The sequence below is a fragment of the Acidianus ambivalens genome, from assembly GCF_009729015.1.
GTDB lineage: Archaea > Thermoproteota > Thermoprotei_A > Sulfolobales > Sulfolobaceae > Acidianus > Acidianus ambivalens.
Genome location: NZ_CP045482.1, coordinates 84,350 through 98,729, shown reverse-complemented (window position 1 = coordinate 98,729; position 14,380 = coordinate 84,350). Strand labels below are relative to the sequence as shown.

Sequence of the window (14,380 nt, the reverse complement as noted above, 5' to 3'; positions counted from 1 at the left end):
TAGGGGATTTAATTAAAATGTTTACGGTGTTAAAGAAGTTGTCAACGAAATAACAAAAATAAATATGAAATTAATTCAGTTAATCTTCATCGTTTTCTTCAGAGCCCTCAAACTCATCCCTCAATAGTTCTAATCCTATTTCTTTGTAGTACTCTTCTCTTTCTTGCTCCCATTCTTCTTCGTCTCTCTTTCTGCCTTCTTTTTCGCTAACTATTGATGTAGTAAGTACCTTGTTATTCTTTGCAGTTTCTTTAATTTCGTAAGCTTTTTTATCCTTTATACTCATTTCTTTTTCATAGCCACATTTTTTGCACTTTAGCACTTCCTTGCCGTCTTTCTTTACTGGTACCATTACTCCTCCACATTTAGGACAGAACTGCATATTTAAGACACCATATAGATATATGAGGACGTCATATAGTATATAAGGCTTTTGCATATGAAAAAGTCTAAATTTTTACTCTAGGATCTTCTTTAACAACATTCAACACTATACTTGTATAAGTTCTTTCTACTTTGGGATTTTTGAGTAACTGTTTTAAAAATGCATCAAGGTCTTCTACACTCCTAAATTTAGCTATTAATACTACGTCATATTCTCCTACAACATCATAAACTGCCACCACATTGTCAGCATTTGCAACTTCTCTCTCAAATTCAACGAGGTGCTTTCCATCAACTTTTGCCATGATTACTGCAGATAGTGTGTAACCTAGCTTAGAATAATCTATTAATGCAGTGAAACCTTTTATTATACCTTCTTGTACTAATCTGGTTAATCTATTATGTAAAGTTGCAGGTGATACGTTCATCTCTTCTGAAAGTCTTCTCAAACTACTTCTTGCATCCCTTAATAATTCTATTAATAATCTTCTATCAATTGTATCCATATCCACTTTCTTTTTTACACTATCAGACATACACTTCATAAAGCAATCGTAACTCGGATTAAAAAATTTTCATTTTGAATAGGAATCTTCACACCAAGTTAATCTGAGATATACCTTGTAAAATTAGCTGAACTCCAAAGGCTGCAATAATAATTGCGGTAAATCTTCCTGCAGCTACTGTACCGGTTCTTCCAAGAATCTTTACAAGTAAAGGACCAAATCTTAATACTACGTAAGTTATACCTGCTGCTATTAAACTTCCTATTAAGAGGTAATATACTGGAAAAGAAACTGATAAGGTAACAAGTGCTGCCATTGTTCCTGGTCCTACTATTAATGGTGTAGCAATTGGAGTTACTGCTGCTTCTACTATACTTCTGCCTAGGAATTTTAATTGCTGAAAGCCACCCATGGTATCGATACCCAAGTAAACTAAAATTATTCCACCACCTATTTCTAGAGAAGCTGGAGTTAGCCCTAAGAAATCTAAAAAAGCCTTCCCTATTAGTGAAAAAAATACTAGAAGTATGATAACAGCAAGCTCTACTTTATTTATTAAGTAATTCCAGCTAACCTTAGTATCGGAGCTTTGTGAGTATTCTTCAAATATTGCTAAAAGATATGGAATAATTGAAAAAGGATCCATTATTGCAAAAAGTTTTATTGCAATTATTACTGTTTGATATAGTTCCATAATTATTCAAGTGTGCTTAAAATATCTTTGAGATTTTTAATCTTTTCATTTTCATCTTTAGTAGTCAATGCTATTAACATTTTTCCTAAAATTTTATAAATCCTTGAAATTTCTTCCTTGCATGCTTCTGAAGAATCTTCTAACTCTTTTGATTTACTTTCTAAACTCTGCAGTCTAACGTAAAGTTCTCCTAATACTTCTTCAATACTCTGGCCTTCTTCCTCATGATGATGGTGATGATGTTCTGACTCTATTTCTTGTTGAATTTCCTCTAAATCTTCATCAGTTTTAGGAAGTTTGTCTATCCTCAGTTTCATCTTCTCCCTCCGTATCCACATTTCCTACAGACTTTTCATTAGTTATAATATATTTTCCTATTCCCATTCTTAAATAATGCTTTATTACAATAGATATTTTACCTGCTGCTCTTACTGGTATGCATTCCGATTCCACTTCATCTCCGTCAGTAGTTTTTACTACAACCTTAGCTAGAGTTTTTTTATCATCACAAAATTCCACGTTTACTGACTCAACCTTGCCTAAAAACGCTAAACCTTCTAAATCTCTACCTTTCATTACAGCTCTCATTTTTTCACTGCAATAGCAAATATATCTTCAAGTTTTAATCCCTTTTCATTTAGATAGTTCATTAAGCCCTTTCTGATTTCTCCTATTACATCAAAGCCCTTATCCAATATTACACTACCCAAACCAACAAGTTTAGCCCCAACGCTTAACATGCCTAAAACTTCCCTAAATGAAAATACTCCTCCAATTCCTATAATGTCTGGTTCATATTCTCTATATAAATCTCTGATTATTCTTAAGGCAAGAGGATAAATGCATTTACCAGAAATTCCTCCAGTGCCGTAAGATAAAACCGGCTTAAATTCCTCGGTATCAATCATTAACCCTTTTAGTGTATTTATTGCAGTTAGTCCATCTGCACCTGCTTCTAAAGCTTTTCCCGCAATTTCCAAAGCATTATCCCAAGGCCCAATCTTAACGAAAACCGGTTTTTTAACGTGAGACTTTACTTCCTTTACAATTTCATGAACTATTGAAGAAATTGACTCTCCATATCCTTTTCTGTTTGGACTGCTTGCGTTAATCTCGATAATATCTGCTTTATTCTCCGCAATTTCTGCAGAATTTACTATTTGTTTCACATCATTTCCTCCTATACTTACGAATAGCCTACATTTTTTGAGATTAATTTTTTCTACTATTCCTATTCCGGGATTTCCTAAACCTATAGCATTCATATAGCAACCATCATGGAATTTTATTACAGTAGGAGGTTTATGAGGCTCTAAAGGTGTTAAAGTTAAAGTCTTTGTTGTTATTGCACTCGGTTCATAATTTTCGCATATTCTCATCATTACTTCTGGAATGTCAGGAATAATGCCAGAGGCTATAATTAATGGATCTTTAAAATCAAGGTTAGCTATTCTCAAATAAATTCATCCCCCTTATTGGGTAAACTTCATAGCCATCATAAGCTACTTTTCCTTCAACTATGGTCATGTAGATTGACACGTCTAGGGAATACTCATCAAATGGTGTTTCCACAACTTTTGAATATTGAGTATGATACCTCCAATCTTTCTCGAAGTCTATTACTGTAAAGTCTGCCACGTTACCTTCTTTTATTTCTCCAGCGTTAATTCCAAGTATTTTAGCTGGATTCTTAGATACTAAATCTACAGCCCTACTGAGAGATAATACTCCCTTCTTTACTAACGAATAAATAAACGGCGTAGTAAAAGAAACTGCTGCAATTCCTGGAGGGCATAATTCGTAAGGTTGCATTTTCTCTTGTAAAGTATGCGGTGCATGATCGCTGGCCACTGCGTCTGCCTCAAATAATGCTCTTAATAATTTTCTACGTTCTGTAAGATCTCTGATGGGTGGATTAACTTTAGTAAGACAGTCTCCCTTTATTTCTTCAAGAAGCAAGTGGTGAGGAGTGAAGTCTGTTGTAAAACCTAATTCTTTAGCCTTAATTAAGTCTTCATAATTTGTTATGTGAGTTATATGAAATCTTCCTGAGACTAGGCTGATTGATGCAATTTCTTGCCATATTTCTCTTAAATTTCTAAATTGTTTGACAGATAATGGTAATTCTGGATGCAAGATCTTTAGCCTTTTAGATGATAGAACAAACTGTAATTCGGGTTTTTCTAGATCTTCTGGGAAAACCTTATAGCCTGCAATGGGTAATTTATCAACTCTTTCGTCAGATGTTACTCCAGAATAAATTCCATAATCTGTTCTGGAAAAATTGGCAAATTCTCTGAGTCTTTCTTGTACCCTTTCTGCAGTGTTTATGTAAGGAACAGTATTTGGCATATCTACTACAACAGTTACACCGCCGTAGGCAGCTTCTGAGGTTGCAGTTCTTACATCTTCCTTATACGATAGATTCATTCCCCTAACATGAACGTGCATGTCTATCGACCCTGGAAATATTATTTTTCCTTGTGGAATGTCAATGTCCGGTCTGCAATCCTTTCTAATTTCCTTAATTTTTCTATCAAAGTTTACACAACCATCAATTACCTCATTATTGAGGAAAATTTTACCCCTAATCCACAAGGTCTTTCACCTTTATAAATGGTCCTTCAATACAAGGTAAATGCCCGTTAATGCTACAAACTCCGCATACACCCATATTACAGTTCATCTTTACCCATCTGACGTAAACGTAAGCTTCAGGAGGTAAGTATTTTATTTCATTATAATCTACTGAGGCTAAAATCATATCAAAATCCTCATCCCTTGAAGGTTCTTCAAACTCGCTTTCACAATCCTTGCAAAGCACCTTTACTTCTTTTCCTTGCCTCTTTGCCTGCCTTAAAGGGAAGAGTATATCGTAATATAAATTTCCTTCAGCTATGCCCAAGATTCTTCTTCCTAGGTCTATTCTTTTCCCTAAAGGACCTTTTAATATGACGAACTTTTTATTACGAATTTTGTTAACGATTTTTTCGGATTCTATAAAAAGCGTAAGTACGCCGTCGTAATAATCTCCTATGCCTAAAGGTATCTCATTTTCTGATGGGAATACAAGAGAAACGTATTGTCCTGGCAAAGGATTAAAATGCGCCTCTATAGAAACTTCAAAAATTGTCTTTTTTTCCTTTATTTGTAAAATTTTTCCGTAAATCATAGCAAGATTTGCCTCAGCACTTCATCCTCAGTTAATGTGGTTTCACAATAGTCGCATTTTAAAACTAAGGGTGATTTACTAATTACGATAAACCTAGACCTTGCCTCCACGTCATTATTAGTAATGCAGGCAGGATTAGGACATTTTAATATTCCTTCTATTTTTTCTGGTAAGTTCAATTTTCTTTTTTCTGCAACTTCATAATTTCTTATGATGTTAATAGTAGCAGATGGAGCTATTAATGCAATTAATTCAACCTCTCTTTGGTTTAATTCCCTTTCCTCTATCTTTACAATATCTTTTTTACCCATTTTACTACTTTCAACGTTCATTACTAGTGCAACTCTATTTCCTTCATTGCCTTTTATTCCTAGAATATTAAGTACAGCTAGAGCTCTCCCTGCGGGGATATGATCTATTACCGTGCCATTTTTTATTTTACTTACTATTAATCCATTTTTCATTACCATTCACCGCTCAAAATTTTATAAAGTAATGACATCCTTATTGGAACTCCTAAGGAGGCTTGGTAAAAATACTTAGCTTGAGGTTTACTATCAATTCTTCTGTCAATCTCATTTACTCTGGGCAAGGGATGAAGAATTATTGAGTCTTTTTTCATTTGGTTGACTAAATTTTCATCCACAGTGTAGCTTTCCTTAACTTTCTCATATTCCATTTCGTCTGGAAATCTTTCTTTCTGTATTCTTGTTACGTAAAGTACGTCAATTTCTGAGATTACCTCAGAAGGTGAGTCTATTTCCTTGTAAGGGTAATTAAGTTCTGAAAGGATTTCTTTTCTAGCCTTTAAAGGTTCTGGCGAAATTAAGTAAACAAACCTCGGCATAAATCTTGTTAAACCTCTGAGTAAGCTATTAACAGTTCTTGCATATTTTAAATCGCCTAGAATTCCATAAGTCAAATTATCTGGACTGCCAAACGATTTATACACTGTATAAATATCTATAAGCGTTTGAGTGGGATGTTCGTGTTTTCCGTCTCCAGCATTTATTATTGGCTTATTGCTTATTTCTGAAGCAAACTTTGCTGCTCCATCGAATTTGTGTCTTATTATTATACAATCAGAGTAATTTTCAAGCATTCTAATAGTATCTGCAAAATTTTCTCCTTTAGCCTCTGAAATACCTTCTGTTGACGAAAAGCCTATAGTTTTTGCTCCTAGCCTTAGTGCAGCAGTAGTAAAGCTTAAGTGTGTTCTAGTACTTGGCTCGAAAAAGGCCGTTGCGACTACTTTCTCTTCTTGTAATTTTAATCTTTTACCTTTTTCAATTTCATCTGCAAGCGAAAATATTGTAAGAAAATCTTCTTTAGAAAAATCCAAGGATGAAATTATATCCCTCAAATAATGCCCTTAATCTTCATATGCGAAAATTGTATTTAAACTCTTTTTCCATTATACCTAGGATGGATTTCGCGGAAAGTTTGCTACAGAGAAAATTGTTATTAATAGGAAATTTTATCTTAACTTCTGGCAAAACTAGTCCTTACTATTTAGATTTAAGGAGGTTACCTAATTATCCAGAATTTTTTACAGTAGTTGATAAGGCAATTGAGGAATTAAGGAATATAAAATTTGACATGATAATCGGTATTGCAACAGGAGGTATTCCTTTAGCGTCTTTTGTTGCTTGTAAATTAGGTAAACCGATGGGTTACGTAAGGCTTGAAAAGAAAGGCTATGGAACAGATAAATTACTTGAGGCTGATGTTAAAGATAAGGAGATAGTTATAGTTGATGATGTAGCTACTACTGGAGGCTCTATAGAGAGATCTGCTGAGGAAATAATTAGAAATGGTGGTAAAGTATCTCATGCACTTGTTATAGTAGATAGAAAGGAAGGTGCAAAAGAGAGGTTAGAGAAAATGGGTATTACTCTCCATTATTTATATTCTATTCATGATATATTGAAATCCATATTGCCTAAGCTTAACGATAATGAGAGGAAAATGATTGAGGAATACTTGGTGAAGAATGTTGAAGGGTAGAATAATTTTTTCAATGGATGAGGAAATACCTCAGCATGTTTTATTAAAAATAAGTGGCTATTTTCACGGAATAAAAATTGGCTACCCTTTACTATTAAGAAAAGGCATAGAAGGAGTTAAAGAAATATTAAGAAAGCTAGAGGTCGACGAAATAATTATGGATTTAAAATTGGCGGATATAGATAATACGATGATAAATATAGTAAAACAGTTGGATTTTGCAAATTCCTTTATAGCGCATTCCTTTATAGGAATAGATGGTGCGTTGGGAGAACTTAAGAACTTTCTAGATAATGAAGGAAAGAAACTGTATCTGTTAGCATCAATGAGTCATAAAGGTTGGAATGACGAGTTTTACCCTTATATAAAGACAGTAATAAAGAGCTTAAACCCTTACGGCATTGTAGCTCCAGCTACAAAACCCAATGTACTTAGAATTGTAAGAGATGATTTCCCAAATAAAATAATCATTTCCCCTGGAGTTGGTGCTCAGGGCGGTAAGATAGGAGATGCTTTATGTAACGGTGCAGATTATGAAATAATTGGAAGAACAATATATACTTCCTCTGACCCAGAAAATAAGGTAAAAGAGATAATTAAGATTCAAGAGGAGAAAATTAATGAGTGTAAAAAGACAAGTACTTAGTAAAAACGAAATTTCACTAAGAATGTCAAAACTTTATGAATTACTAACAATTGCTGAAGACGCGCATGATATACTTGGCTATCCTCCAACTACTGATTTTAATTTCGTTTATGTTAAGAAAAAGACTGAAGAACTGAGCGAATACGACTTAATTAAAGAAGGAAATGCACCTTACGATTATAGGCAATTATATGAGAAGATTAAGGAGCTGTACATGGAATTTCTGATTAAAGTTATGGCTAATTATGCTGACGTGACAATGAGGACACAAATAGAATATATAAATTTTATTTTGAAATCCGGTGAATATGTCATATTTGAAGGAGATATAGATAAAGTAACGATGCCTATGCCGAGCGGTATTGCATCGGTTCATACTCATCCGGGTATTTGTATATTTTCTGCACCAGATATAGAAACTGCAGATTCCTTATTTGTAAAGGGGTACGTGGTCATAGCAGTAATGAATAATGAGTGCATCTCTTACTTTTTAAGGAAAGGGCATTACACTCCTGAAGATCAGCAAGAGTTAAGAAAACTCCAAAAGAAAGTTAAGAAGGCAAAAACTTTTGAAGAATTGAAAGATGGATACACTTCCTTTAATTCCGAGAATGTGATATTTAGAACCCCGTTGTTTTCTTAGCTATAATGTTAATGGTAGTTTCAGCCAAATCTATAGAATACCTACTTATTCTTCTAAATGAATCTGATACTAAGAGAAGAGCTGATTTATGCTTTATATCGCTATTAAGTATTTCAGAGGAAATTTGCTTGTGTAAGTTAGCGAGCTCAACATCCCTTTCTATTATCTTATTTGCTATATCTCTTCTTTCATTTATAAATGATTCAAAAGCATCTTTAAAAAGCTCTAAAGCTTTTTCCCCTAGTTCTACTGGCTTTGATGCATCAGTGTCTTTAACTTCAGGTATTAAGCTGGCAATTCTGCTTGCATGATCTGCTATCCTTTCTATTGACTTTATTGCAGAATGAATATCGACTAGTTGTGTAATATTGTATCCTTCATCCTCTAAAATTTCAAATGATGAAACGCTCAATGTTAATTGCCTGGAAACGTAAAAATAGAACCTATCTACTTCATCGTCTCTTTCAAGGATTTCTTTAGCTATTTCTTCGTCCTTGTTCTTTAGTGCTTCTATAGAATCTTTGACCATGTTCTGTGCAATCGATGCCGCTCTAGTAATTGCTTTTGATATTGGTAAATCTTTCTCATTAACTAAGAATTGCACCGTAATTGCGTTAGAGTCTTCTTCTATAACTTCAGAACCTAGAAGCCTTTTTCTAATCATGTCCTTTATTATTGTCCTATCTTCTGCCTTAAGCCTACTACAGACGAAGGACACGGTATCGTATCCTGCCATATAATATGCTATAAACTCCCTTACAGCAAATGATGGAGTAGCATTTTCACAGCTTATTGTTGCCTTAGTTACTCTATTCTCTCCTTCTCTAGCCTTAGGGGATAAAATTAGCCTTAAGTTATTATCTTGGAAAATCTCAATTTCGTCTCCAGGATTCAATGAGAGTTGCTTAACCCAACTTTTTGGCAAAGAAATTATATACGTAGATCCACCGGTAAGCTGAATCTTCCTAGTTATACTACTTGGCATATGATAAGTATATAGCTCAAGTATTTATATCTATATTTTTTCCACTCTCTCTATATTTCGCTATAGTTTTTGCCTCGTCTAAAACTTTTTTTGCCTCTTTAGAAGCACTTATTTTTATCTCGCTAGGAACGTTTATAGCACTATAAAAACCATTATATATATCATCAACTAACGCCGAAAGTTCTGGGCTTAAGAACTCTCCATTTTTCTTTAGTTCTCTTAAAGCCTCAAGTACTGCAGGTGCATCGTTAACTATATAGCCTATATAGATTATGGTTTCAACTTTTATCTCTATAAGTTCTAGTATAATATCTAAAGTGTCAAGAAATTCTGAAATCTTTTTAAGTTGTTCTGCTTCTTTTATGTATTCTTTAGTTAGAACAGCGGAGCGAGATAAACTTTCTTGCTGAGTTAGCCTTCCTTCAATCTTTGTTTTCATAATTCTAAGCCTGTTCCTAGCTATTCTAATATCAGTAAGAACATCAGCAATGTCCCTCTTCTTTTTCATAACTGACATATTAAGGAGAAAGATTTAAGAGAGTTTAGCCTCTTTTTCTAACTCTTCAAGTACATCCCTAAATCTGTAATAAAATGAAGTTAAACGATACACAGCTCCATATTTCTCTCCATCCTTTATAATTATTCCGTTTTGAGTCAATACTTCCAAATGATGTATAATTGTTTTATAATCCATTCTTAGAAGAGTAGAAATTTGGTTCGCGTTAAGAGAAGACTCCTCTAAAAGTCTAATAATCCTTAACCTAGTAAGACCTCCTCTGGATGTAAAAAATAGAAATTTGAAAAGCTTCTTTACTTCCTTCCTTTCTCTTTCACTCATCTAGAGAACGTTAATACACTTCTCCATATTTTAGTCTTTGCATTACTTCTGAGATTATCTCTGTCACAGTAGGATGAGAGAACAATACCTTATAAAGATCATCTACAGTAAGTCCTGCCTCAAGTGCTAAGGACAGAGTGTTTATTACTTCAGTAGCTCCTTCACCTACCATATGAGCACCAACAATTTTATTACCAGATACAACGATTTTTAGAAAACCTTCTGTTTCGTTTAAAGTCCACGCTCTTGGAATGTCTTCCATTTTTACTGTAATTTCTTTTCCTTCAACATTATCCTTCTTTAAGTCATCTAAAGTTTTTCCTACACTACCTATTTCTAAATCTGCAAATATGGAAATTGGAGAATATTTAGGCATTGTGGATGAAATTCCTCCTATATTGTCTCCTGCTACTATACCTTGCTTCCATGCTTTAGTTGCTGATAAAGGCATACCTGCAACATCTCCTACAGCATAATATTTAGGATTAGAAGTTTCTGCTCTATCATTAACTATTATGTAACCTCTCTTATCAACATTAATGTGTACAGCTTGTAAATCAAGGCCTTCAGTATTAGGCTTTCTTCCTATAGTAATTACCGCTAAATCTCCAGAGACTTTCTCATTTGATGAAGGTAAAGTAACGTCAAAGACTACCTTATCCTCACTTTCTATAATCTTAGAATTAGCTTGTAAGTAAATTTTTACTCCTCTTTCTTCAAGCCTCTTCTTAGTTTCGTTAGCAATGTCCTTATCAAATCCCGGCAATAGTTGGGGCATTAATTCTAAAATAGTAACATCTTTGCCCATAGCCTTAAATAACGTAGCTAGCTCTACGCCTGCTACTCCTCCTCCTACTATTACTATTTTTTGTGGTAGAGATGGTAAGTTCATTGCTGTCCAAGGATCTAAAACGTTTTTTCCATTAAGTGGAAATGCAGGTAAAGATATTGGAGACGAGCCAGTGGCTATTACTATCTTATCTGCAGTATATATTTTTCCATTGACATCAACTTCTCCTTCTCTCTTTATTTCTCCTTTTCCTTTTATTATTGTTACGGATCTATTTTCTAAGTTTTTGATCATTTTTCCTTTTACGCTTTCTATTATCTTATCTTTAAACTTGGAAAGTTCCTCATAGTCCAAAGTAGCTGAGGCCTTGATCCAGCTTGCCTTCTTTATTTTATTAAGAATTTTTACTGCATCTATTAAAGTCTTGGAAGGTATGCATGCTCTATTTACGCATTCTCCACCTATTTCATCTTTTTCTATTATAGCGACTTTTTTACCTAGTTCTGCTGCTCTTAAAGCTGCTGAATACCCCCCTACTCCTCCGCCTATTACAATTACATCAAAATCCATGCTGTCTATTTTCTCTAGAAAGTATATAGGCTTTGAGTTCTTTAATTGTTGCTAAAACATCTTTATCTTTTACAAAGCTTTCGCAATTAATTGCCAGGTATTCTAATTCCGTGTAAACTCCGTACTTATCGTGAATGTATTCTAATGAATGAGATAAGTCTAAGTAGTCTTTTACAAACTCTTTACTGCAATTTCTATATATTATTGAAAGTATTCCAAGATCTACAATTCTTCTCCTTTTCCCGTTTGTCAAAAGTACTCTAGTACCTATATCAACGTCTATTTCTTCAAATTCTATATTATCTTTTACTTCAATTTCACTTTCTTCACTTAATTTAAACTTAGTTACTATTTCAGAAAGCCTCACAATGCTTTATAAGCTAATGGAGTATATAAAATCTGGAATGGATGACTGGGAATTATGGAAGAAGAAAGCATATGAAAGAATGATTAGAGATAAAGAGATAGGATATTTAGATCCAGATATTTACGATGTACTTGTAGCATTTTTCAAGAGAGAGAAAAGTTTCACATACAGTAGCTGTAGCGGGAGAATAACTATTATTGATTCATATTTACCTTGGATAAGGAAAAATTCTACAATAATATTTAAAAACCACCTTGGGATAACAGAAGACGATGTAAAGGATATTCTAGAAAAACCACAAGTTTACAGGCTTTGGCTTGTATCTCAAGGTCCTATTCTTCACGTTTATACTAAAGATTGGGAAGAAGCTTGGGATATAATAAAAATAGCTAGGAATGCTGGGTTTAAGCATTCTGGAGTATTAACCGTGAACAATAAGGGAATTTTAGTTGAACTAAAAACTGGAATAAAACTTGTTCAATTGCTTAGAGAAAATTCAGAACAACAAGTAAGTGAAGATCAAATTAAAACCTTAGTTAAAATTTCCAACGAAGTATTAAAGAAAGGAAAAGATAAACTATGGGAGTTACAAAAATTAGTTGAAGAATCCTTGAAGACTAAAGTTACTGCTTGATCATTTCAAGAACTCTCTTCTTAATTTCTTCCTTCAGCTCATCTATTCCAATGTTGTTTTCCGCACTAATTTCCATGAAGTTAAGGGAATTTTCCCTTAACATTTTACTTACCTCGACGTACAGTTTTTCATCCTTAGAATCAATCTTGTTTAAAGCAATGATTACGTTCTTGTTAAATTCTAGAATTTCTCTAAGAAGATCGAATTGCTCCTTTGGAGAATATAAGGATTGTTGAGAAATATCAAATAGGAAAACAATAATTCCGTTTAAGTTCTTTATCGCGTTAATAGCCTTTCTTTCTATCTGATTTCTTTCCTTCATAGGTCTATCTAATATTCCAGGAGTGTCAATAACTTGAACCTTGATCTCGTTAATATCAAAATGCCCTACATGAATTTCTTTTGTTGTAAATGGGTAATTAGCTATTTCGGGCTTTGCGGAAGAAATCTTACTGACTAATGTAGATTTGCCAACGTTTGGAGATCCAGCAATTATTACTGTAGGCATTTCTGGATCCATACTTTTCATTTTCTTCATGTTCTTAGTTAAGTCAATGATCCAATCGATACAATCTTTTCTTTTTCTAAGTAAAGAAGATACTCTACCGAATGCTTGTCTCATTAATTTATTAGCGAGAGTTTCATCGGATTTTCTTATTTCATTAATATATCTTTTTAAAATAGAGGAAGCAGTTAGAGAAGTTTTATTGATTATAGATAAGCAAATTTTGATATTATCAATACTTTTTCCTGCAGTTATTTCTAATGCCTCTTTATAGAATGGGTGAAGGTTGTCTATTCTAGGAAAGCTATTTACGAAATTTAAATATCTCTTAACTTGTTCGTCATAATATATAAGTCTCCTAATTTCTCTATCTTTAATAGTATTTCCTGAAATTTTAGGTAATCTTCCTAAAACTATTTTTATTAAATCCTCAACTTTTGGGGGACAATTTAATTTTTCAAAAGGATTTAACATACTCTTGTTCCTGGAGGTACGTCTCCATCTACTGTTAATAATGTAGGCTTAATTCCTTTATCTTCATCTTCTTTACAACCTGCAGCGAGTATCATCCCTTGACTTTCAAATCCTCTTATCATCTTTGGTTTTAAGTTTGCTACAACTATGACTTTTTTGCCTATTAATTGCTCTGGACTGTAATACTCAGCTATTCCAGAAATTATTTGCCTTTCTTCGCTACCAAGGTCAACAATTAACTTAAGTAACCTAGTTCCTTCAATCCTTTCCGCAGATTTGACCACTCCTACTTTCAATTCCACTTTTGAAAAGTCGTCAATTGAAATTTCCATGGGTTCAACTGTTCCATGTGACTTTTAACTTTATTCTTCTATATCATTTACTTGAACAAGTAAATAATAAAGGACAATTAGAGAAGAGTTTTTATACTGGTTGTGTAAATTAGCTGTATGGAGACACTCATAGGAGAAGGTAAGACTAAACAAGTTTTTTCTTATGATTCTGATCACGTTCTCCTTAGATTTAAGGATACCATAACTGCAGGCGATGGAGCAAAAGTCGATATTATGGAAAATAAAGGTGTGATAAATGCTCAGACTTCTGCCTTAATTTTTAGGCTTCTTGAAAGGAACGGAATAAGAACCCATTACGTTGGCATGTACGATGAAAGGACTATGATAGCTAAGAAGTTGAAAATGATTCCTGTAGAAGTAGTTTTAAGGAATATAGCTACTGGAAGTATAGTAAAAAGGCTTCCAATAAAAGAAGGAGAAATATTTGATCCACCAATAATAGAATACTTCCTAAAGGACGACTCTAGACACGATCCCATGCTTAATTACTATCATTTAGAATATTTCAAATTGATGAACAGAAAAGAAGCAGAAGTTGTTGAAAGCGTAATGATGAGAGTTAATGAAGTTTTACGTGATATTATCAGGAAAATGGGATTTGAGCTTTATGATTTTAAACTGGAATTCGGAAGATTAGGGAATGAGCTAATTGTTGGGGATGAAATAACTTTAGACTCAATGAGGGTAAGAGATCCAAAGACTGGAAGGATTCTTGATAAGGATTTATACAGAAAGGGATACGATTTGAAGACGGTTAAAGAAGCTTATGAGGAATTCCTTTCAAAGCTGGAAAAGGTGGTTTGAACGTTTAA

22 protein-coding genes are annotated in these 14,380 nt (G+C 33.6%); 5 read left to right on the top strand and 17 right to left on the bottom strand.

Features of this window, described 5'->3' with window-relative positions; all coding sequences use genetic code 11:
* Window positions 1-79 precede the first annotated feature (79 nt).
* From D1866_RS00585 to pyrB, 10 genes are read right to left on the bottom strand one after another with little or no spacing between them, the layout of a single operon-like run.
* On the bottom strand, window positions 80-439 hold the full coding sequence (locus D1866_RS00585; protein WP_152940656.1) for an RPA12/RPB9/RPC11 RNA polymerase family protein: 360 nt from the start codon (window positions 437-439) through the stop codon (window positions 80-82).
* Between the two features lie 10 nt (window positions 440-449).
* Window positions 450-920 carry an Lrp/AsnC family transcriptional regulator gene (locus tag D1866_RS00580; protein WP_013775937.1) on the bottom strand — a complete coding sequence of 157 codons (471 nt, stop codon included), beginning with the start codon at window positions 918-920 and terminating at the stop codon, window positions 450-452.
* Window positions 921-978: 58 nt separating this feature from the next.
* A complete protein-coding gene (locus D1866_RS00575; RefSeq protein WP_420809240.1) occupies window positions 979-1,587 on the bottom strand; it encodes a MarC family protein in 609 nt (202 codons plus the stop codon).
* Window positions 1,587-1,901 carry a hypothetical protein gene (locus D1866_RS00570; protein ID WP_152940651.1) on the bottom strand — a complete coding sequence of 105 codons (315 nt, stop codon included), beginning with the start codon at window positions 1,899-1,901 and terminating at the stop codon, window positions 1,587-1,589. Before D1866_RS00570 ends, D1866_RS00575 begins: the two co-directional genes overlap by 1 nt.
* The gene (locus tag D1866_RS00565) at window positions 1,873-2,172 is read right to left on the bottom strand and encodes a hypothetical protein (RefSeq protein WP_152940649.1); all 300 of its coding nucleotides are present in this window, start codon (window positions 2,170-2,172) and stop codon (window positions 1,873-1,875) included. Before D1866_RS00565 ends, D1866_RS00570 begins: the two co-directional genes overlap by 29 nt.
* Window positions 2,169-3,041 (bottom strand): dihydroorotate dehydrogenase PyrD, encoded by an 873-nt coding sequence (gene pyrD / locus D1866_RS00560; protein ID WP_152940647.1) that lies wholly within the window; start codon window positions 3,039-3,041, stop codon window positions 2,169-2,171. Before pyrD ends, D1866_RS00565 begins: the two co-directional genes overlap by 4 nt.
* Window positions 3,028-4,182 (bottom strand): dihydroorotase, encoded by a 1,155-nt coding sequence (gene pyrC, locus D1866_RS00555; RefSeq protein WP_152940645.1) that lies wholly within the window; start codon window positions 4,180-4,182, stop codon window positions 3,028-3,030. The genes pyrD and pyrC overlap by 14 nt, the downstream gene beginning before the upstream one ends.
* Window positions 4,172-4,756: a ferredoxin reductase domain-containing protein gene (locus D1866_RS00550; RefSeq protein ID WP_152940643.1), complete on the bottom strand. Its 585-nt coding sequence runs from the start codon at window positions 4,754-4,756 to the stop codon at window positions 4,172-4,174. The genes pyrC and D1866_RS00550 overlap by 11 nt, the downstream gene beginning before the upstream one ends.
* Entirely contained in the window at window positions 4,753-5,220 is a 468-nt protein-coding gene (pyrI, locus tag D1866_RS00545; protein WP_152940641.1) for an aspartate carbamoyltransferase regulatory subunit, read from the bottom strand. The genes D1866_RS00550 and pyrI overlap by 4 nt, the downstream gene beginning before the upstream one ends.
* The gene (pyrB, locus tag D1866_RS00540) at window positions 5,220-6,119 is read right to left on the bottom strand and encodes an aspartate carbamoyltransferase (RefSeq protein ID WP_152940639.1); all 900 of its coding nucleotides are present in this window, start codon (window positions 6,117-6,119) and stop codon (window positions 5,220-5,222) included. The genes pyrI and pyrB overlap by 1 nt, the downstream gene beginning before the upstream one ends.
* A gap of 62 nt (window positions 6,120-6,181) precedes the next feature.
* Here pyrB and pyrE point away from each other — a divergent pair, with 62 nt between their 5' ends.
* From pyrE to D1866_RS13170, 3 genes are read left to right on the top strand one after another with little or no spacing between them, the layout of a single operon-like run.
* Window positions 6,182-6,763 (top strand): orotate phosphoribosyltransferase, encoded by a 582-nt coding sequence (gene pyrE / locus D1866_RS00535; protein ID WP_152940637.1) that lies wholly within the window; start codon window positions 6,182-6,184, stop codon window positions 6,761-6,763.
* Complete coding sequence (locus tag D1866_RS00530; RefSeq protein ID WP_152940635.1) at window positions 6,750-7,409, top strand: orotidine 5'-phosphate decarboxylase / HUMPS family protein; 660 nt, start codon at window positions 6,750-6,752, stop codon at window positions 7,407-7,409. Before pyrE ends, D1866_RS00530 begins: the two co-directional genes overlap by 14 nt.
* Entirely contained in the window at window positions 7,384-8,052 is a 669-nt protein-coding gene (locus tag D1866_RS13170; protein WP_152940633.1) for a hypothetical protein, read from the top strand. The genes D1866_RS00530 and D1866_RS13170 overlap by 26 nt, the downstream gene beginning before the upstream one ends.
* On the opposite strand, the gene D1866_RS00520 is transcribed toward D1866_RS13170, so the two are convergent.
* Genes D1866_RS00520 through D1866_RS00500 form a run of 5 tightly spaced genes read right to left on the bottom strand, consistent with a single transcriptional unit; the run spans window position 8,030 to window position 11,602 of the window.
* Window positions 8,030-9,037 carry a phosphate uptake regulator PhoU gene (locus D1866_RS00520; protein ID WP_152940631.1) on the bottom strand — a complete coding sequence of 336 codons (1,008 nt, stop codon included), beginning with the start codon at window positions 9,035-9,037 and terminating at the stop codon, window positions 8,030-8,032. The genes D1866_RS13170 and D1866_RS00520 overlap by 23 nt on opposite strands.
* A 16-nt stretch (window positions 9,038-9,053) precedes the next feature.
* On the bottom strand, window positions 9,054-9,545 hold the full coding sequence (gene cdvB3 / locus D1866_RS00515) for a cell division protein CdvB3 (RefSeq protein ID WP_152940629.1): 492 nt from the start codon (window positions 9,543-9,545) through the stop codon (window positions 9,054-9,056).
* Window positions 9,546-9,569: 24 nt separating this feature from the next.
* Window positions 9,570-9,875 carry a winged helix-turn-helix domain-containing protein gene (locus D1866_RS00510; protein WP_152940627.1) on the bottom strand — a complete coding sequence of 102 codons (306 nt, stop codon included), beginning with the start codon at window positions 9,873-9,875 and terminating at the stop codon, window positions 9,570-9,572.
* A gap of 10 nt (window positions 9,876-9,885) precedes the next feature.
* Window positions 9,886-11,235, bottom strand: a complete 1,350-nt coding sequence (locus D1866_RS00505; protein WP_152940625.1) for a dihydrolipoyl dehydrogenase family protein — start codon at window positions 11,233-11,235, stop codon at window positions 9,886-9,888.
* Complete coding sequence (locus D1866_RS00500; RefSeq protein WP_152940623.1) at window positions 11,225-11,602, bottom strand: hypothetical protein; 378 nt, start codon at window positions 11,600-11,602, stop codon at window positions 11,225-11,227. The genes D1866_RS00505 and D1866_RS00500 overlap by 11 nt, the downstream gene beginning before the upstream one ends.
* A 37-nt stretch (window positions 11,603-11,639) precedes the next feature.
* On the opposite strand from D1866_RS00500, the gene D1866_RS00495 reads away from it, so the two are divergent.
* Complete coding sequence (locus D1866_RS00495) at window positions 11,640-12,236, top strand: tRNA(Phe) 7-((3-amino-3-carboxypropyl)-4-demethylwyosine(37)-N(4))-methyltransferase (RefSeq protein WP_231136346.1); 597 nt, start codon at window positions 11,640-11,642, stop codon at window positions 12,234-12,236.
* Here D1866_RS00495 and D1866_RS00490 read toward each other — a convergent pair.
* On the bottom strand, window positions 12,226-13,215 hold the full coding sequence (locus D1866_RS00490) for an NOG1 family protein (protein WP_152940619.1): 990 nt from the start codon (window positions 13,213-13,215) through the stop codon (window positions 12,226-12,228). The two genes, D1866_RS00495 and D1866_RS00490, sit on opposite strands and share 11 nt — an antisense overlap.
* Complete coding sequence (gene metG, locus D1866_RS00485; RefSeq protein WP_152940617.1) at window positions 13,209-13,547, bottom strand: methionine--tRNA ligase subunit beta; 339 nt, start codon at window positions 13,545-13,547, stop codon at window positions 13,209-13,211. The genes D1866_RS00490 and metG overlap by 7 nt, the downstream gene beginning before the upstream one ends.
* A gap of 117 nt (window positions 13,548-13,664) precedes the next feature.
* On the opposite strand from metG, the gene D1866_RS00480 reads away from it, so the two are divergent.
* Entirely contained in the window at window positions 13,665-14,372 is a 708-nt protein-coding gene (locus tag D1866_RS00480) for a phosphoribosylaminoimidazolesuccinocarboxamide synthase (RefSeq protein WP_152940615.1), read from the top strand.
* The last annotated feature ends 8 nt before the right edge of the window (window positions 14,373-14,380 follow it).

Excerpts from the sequence above, each read along its gene's own strand:
- D1866_RS00495 (WP_231136346.1), top strand. The coding sequence starts at position 11,640 with ATGGATGACTGGGAATTATGGAAGAAGAAAGCATATGAAAGAATGATT.
- pyrE (WP_152940637.1), top strand. The coding sequence starts at position 6,182 with ATGGATTTCGCGGAAAGTTTGCTACAGAGAAAATTGTTATTAATAGGA.
- D1866_RS00480 (WP_152940615.1), top strand. The coding sequence starts at position 13,665 with ATGGAGACACTCATAGGAGAAGGTAAGACTAAACAAGTTTTTTCTTAT.
- D1866_RS00565 (WP_152940649.1), bottom strand. The coding sequence starts at position 2,172 with ATGAGAGCTGTAATGAAAGGTAGAGATTTAGAAGGTTTAGCGTTTTTA.
- cdvB3 (WP_152940629.1), bottom strand. The coding sequence starts at position 9,545 with ATGAAAAAGAAGAGGGACATTGCTGATGTTCTTACTGATATTAGAATA.
- D1866_RS13170 (WP_152940633.1), top strand. The coding sequence starts at position 7,384 with ATGAGTGTAAAAAGACAAGTACTTAGTAAAAACGAAATTTCACTAAGA.
- D1866_RS00550 (WP_152940643.1), bottom strand. The coding sequence starts at position 4,756 with ATGATTTACGGAAAAATTTTACAAATAAAGGAAAAAAAGACAATTTTT.
- D1866_RS00505 (WP_152940625.1), bottom strand. The coding sequence starts at position 11,235 with ATGGATTTTGATGTAATTGTAATAGGCGGAGGAGTAGGGGGGTATTCA.
- D1866_RS00570 (WP_152940651.1), bottom strand. The coding sequence starts at position 1,901 with ATGAAACTGAGGATAGACAAACTTCCTAAAACTGATGAAGATTTAGAG.
- D1866_RS00490 (WP_152940619.1), bottom strand. The coding sequence starts at position 13,215 with ATGTTAAATCCTTTTGAAAAATTAAATTGTCCCCCAAAAGTTGAGGAT.
- D1866_RS00530 (WP_152940635.1), top strand. The coding sequence starts at position 6,750 with ATGTTGAAGGGTAGAATAATTTTTTCAATGGATGAGGAAATACCTCAG.
- D1866_RS00580 (WP_013775937.1), bottom strand. The coding sequence starts at position 920 with ATGTCTGATAGTGTAAAAAAGAAAGTGGATATGGATACAATTGATAGA.
- D1866_RS00510 (WP_152940627.1), bottom strand. The coding sequence starts at position 9,875 with ATGAGTGAAAGAGAAAGGAAGGAAGTAAAGAAGCTTTTCAAATTTCTA.
- metG (WP_152940617.1), bottom strand. The coding sequence starts at position 13,547 with ATGGAAATTTCAATTGACGACTTTTCAAAAGTGGAATTGAAAGTAGGA.
- pyrI (WP_152940641.1), bottom strand. The coding sequence starts at position 5,220 with ATGAAAAATGGATTAATAGTAAGTAAAATAAAAAATGGCACGGTAATA.
- D1866_RS00585 (WP_152940656.1), bottom strand. The coding sequence starts at position 439 with ATGCAAAAGCCTTATATACTATATGACGTCCTCATATATCTATATGGT.
- D1866_RS00520 (WP_152940631.1), bottom strand. The coding sequence starts at position 9,037 with ATGCCAAGTAGTATAACTAGGAAGATTCAGCTTACCGGTGGATCTACG.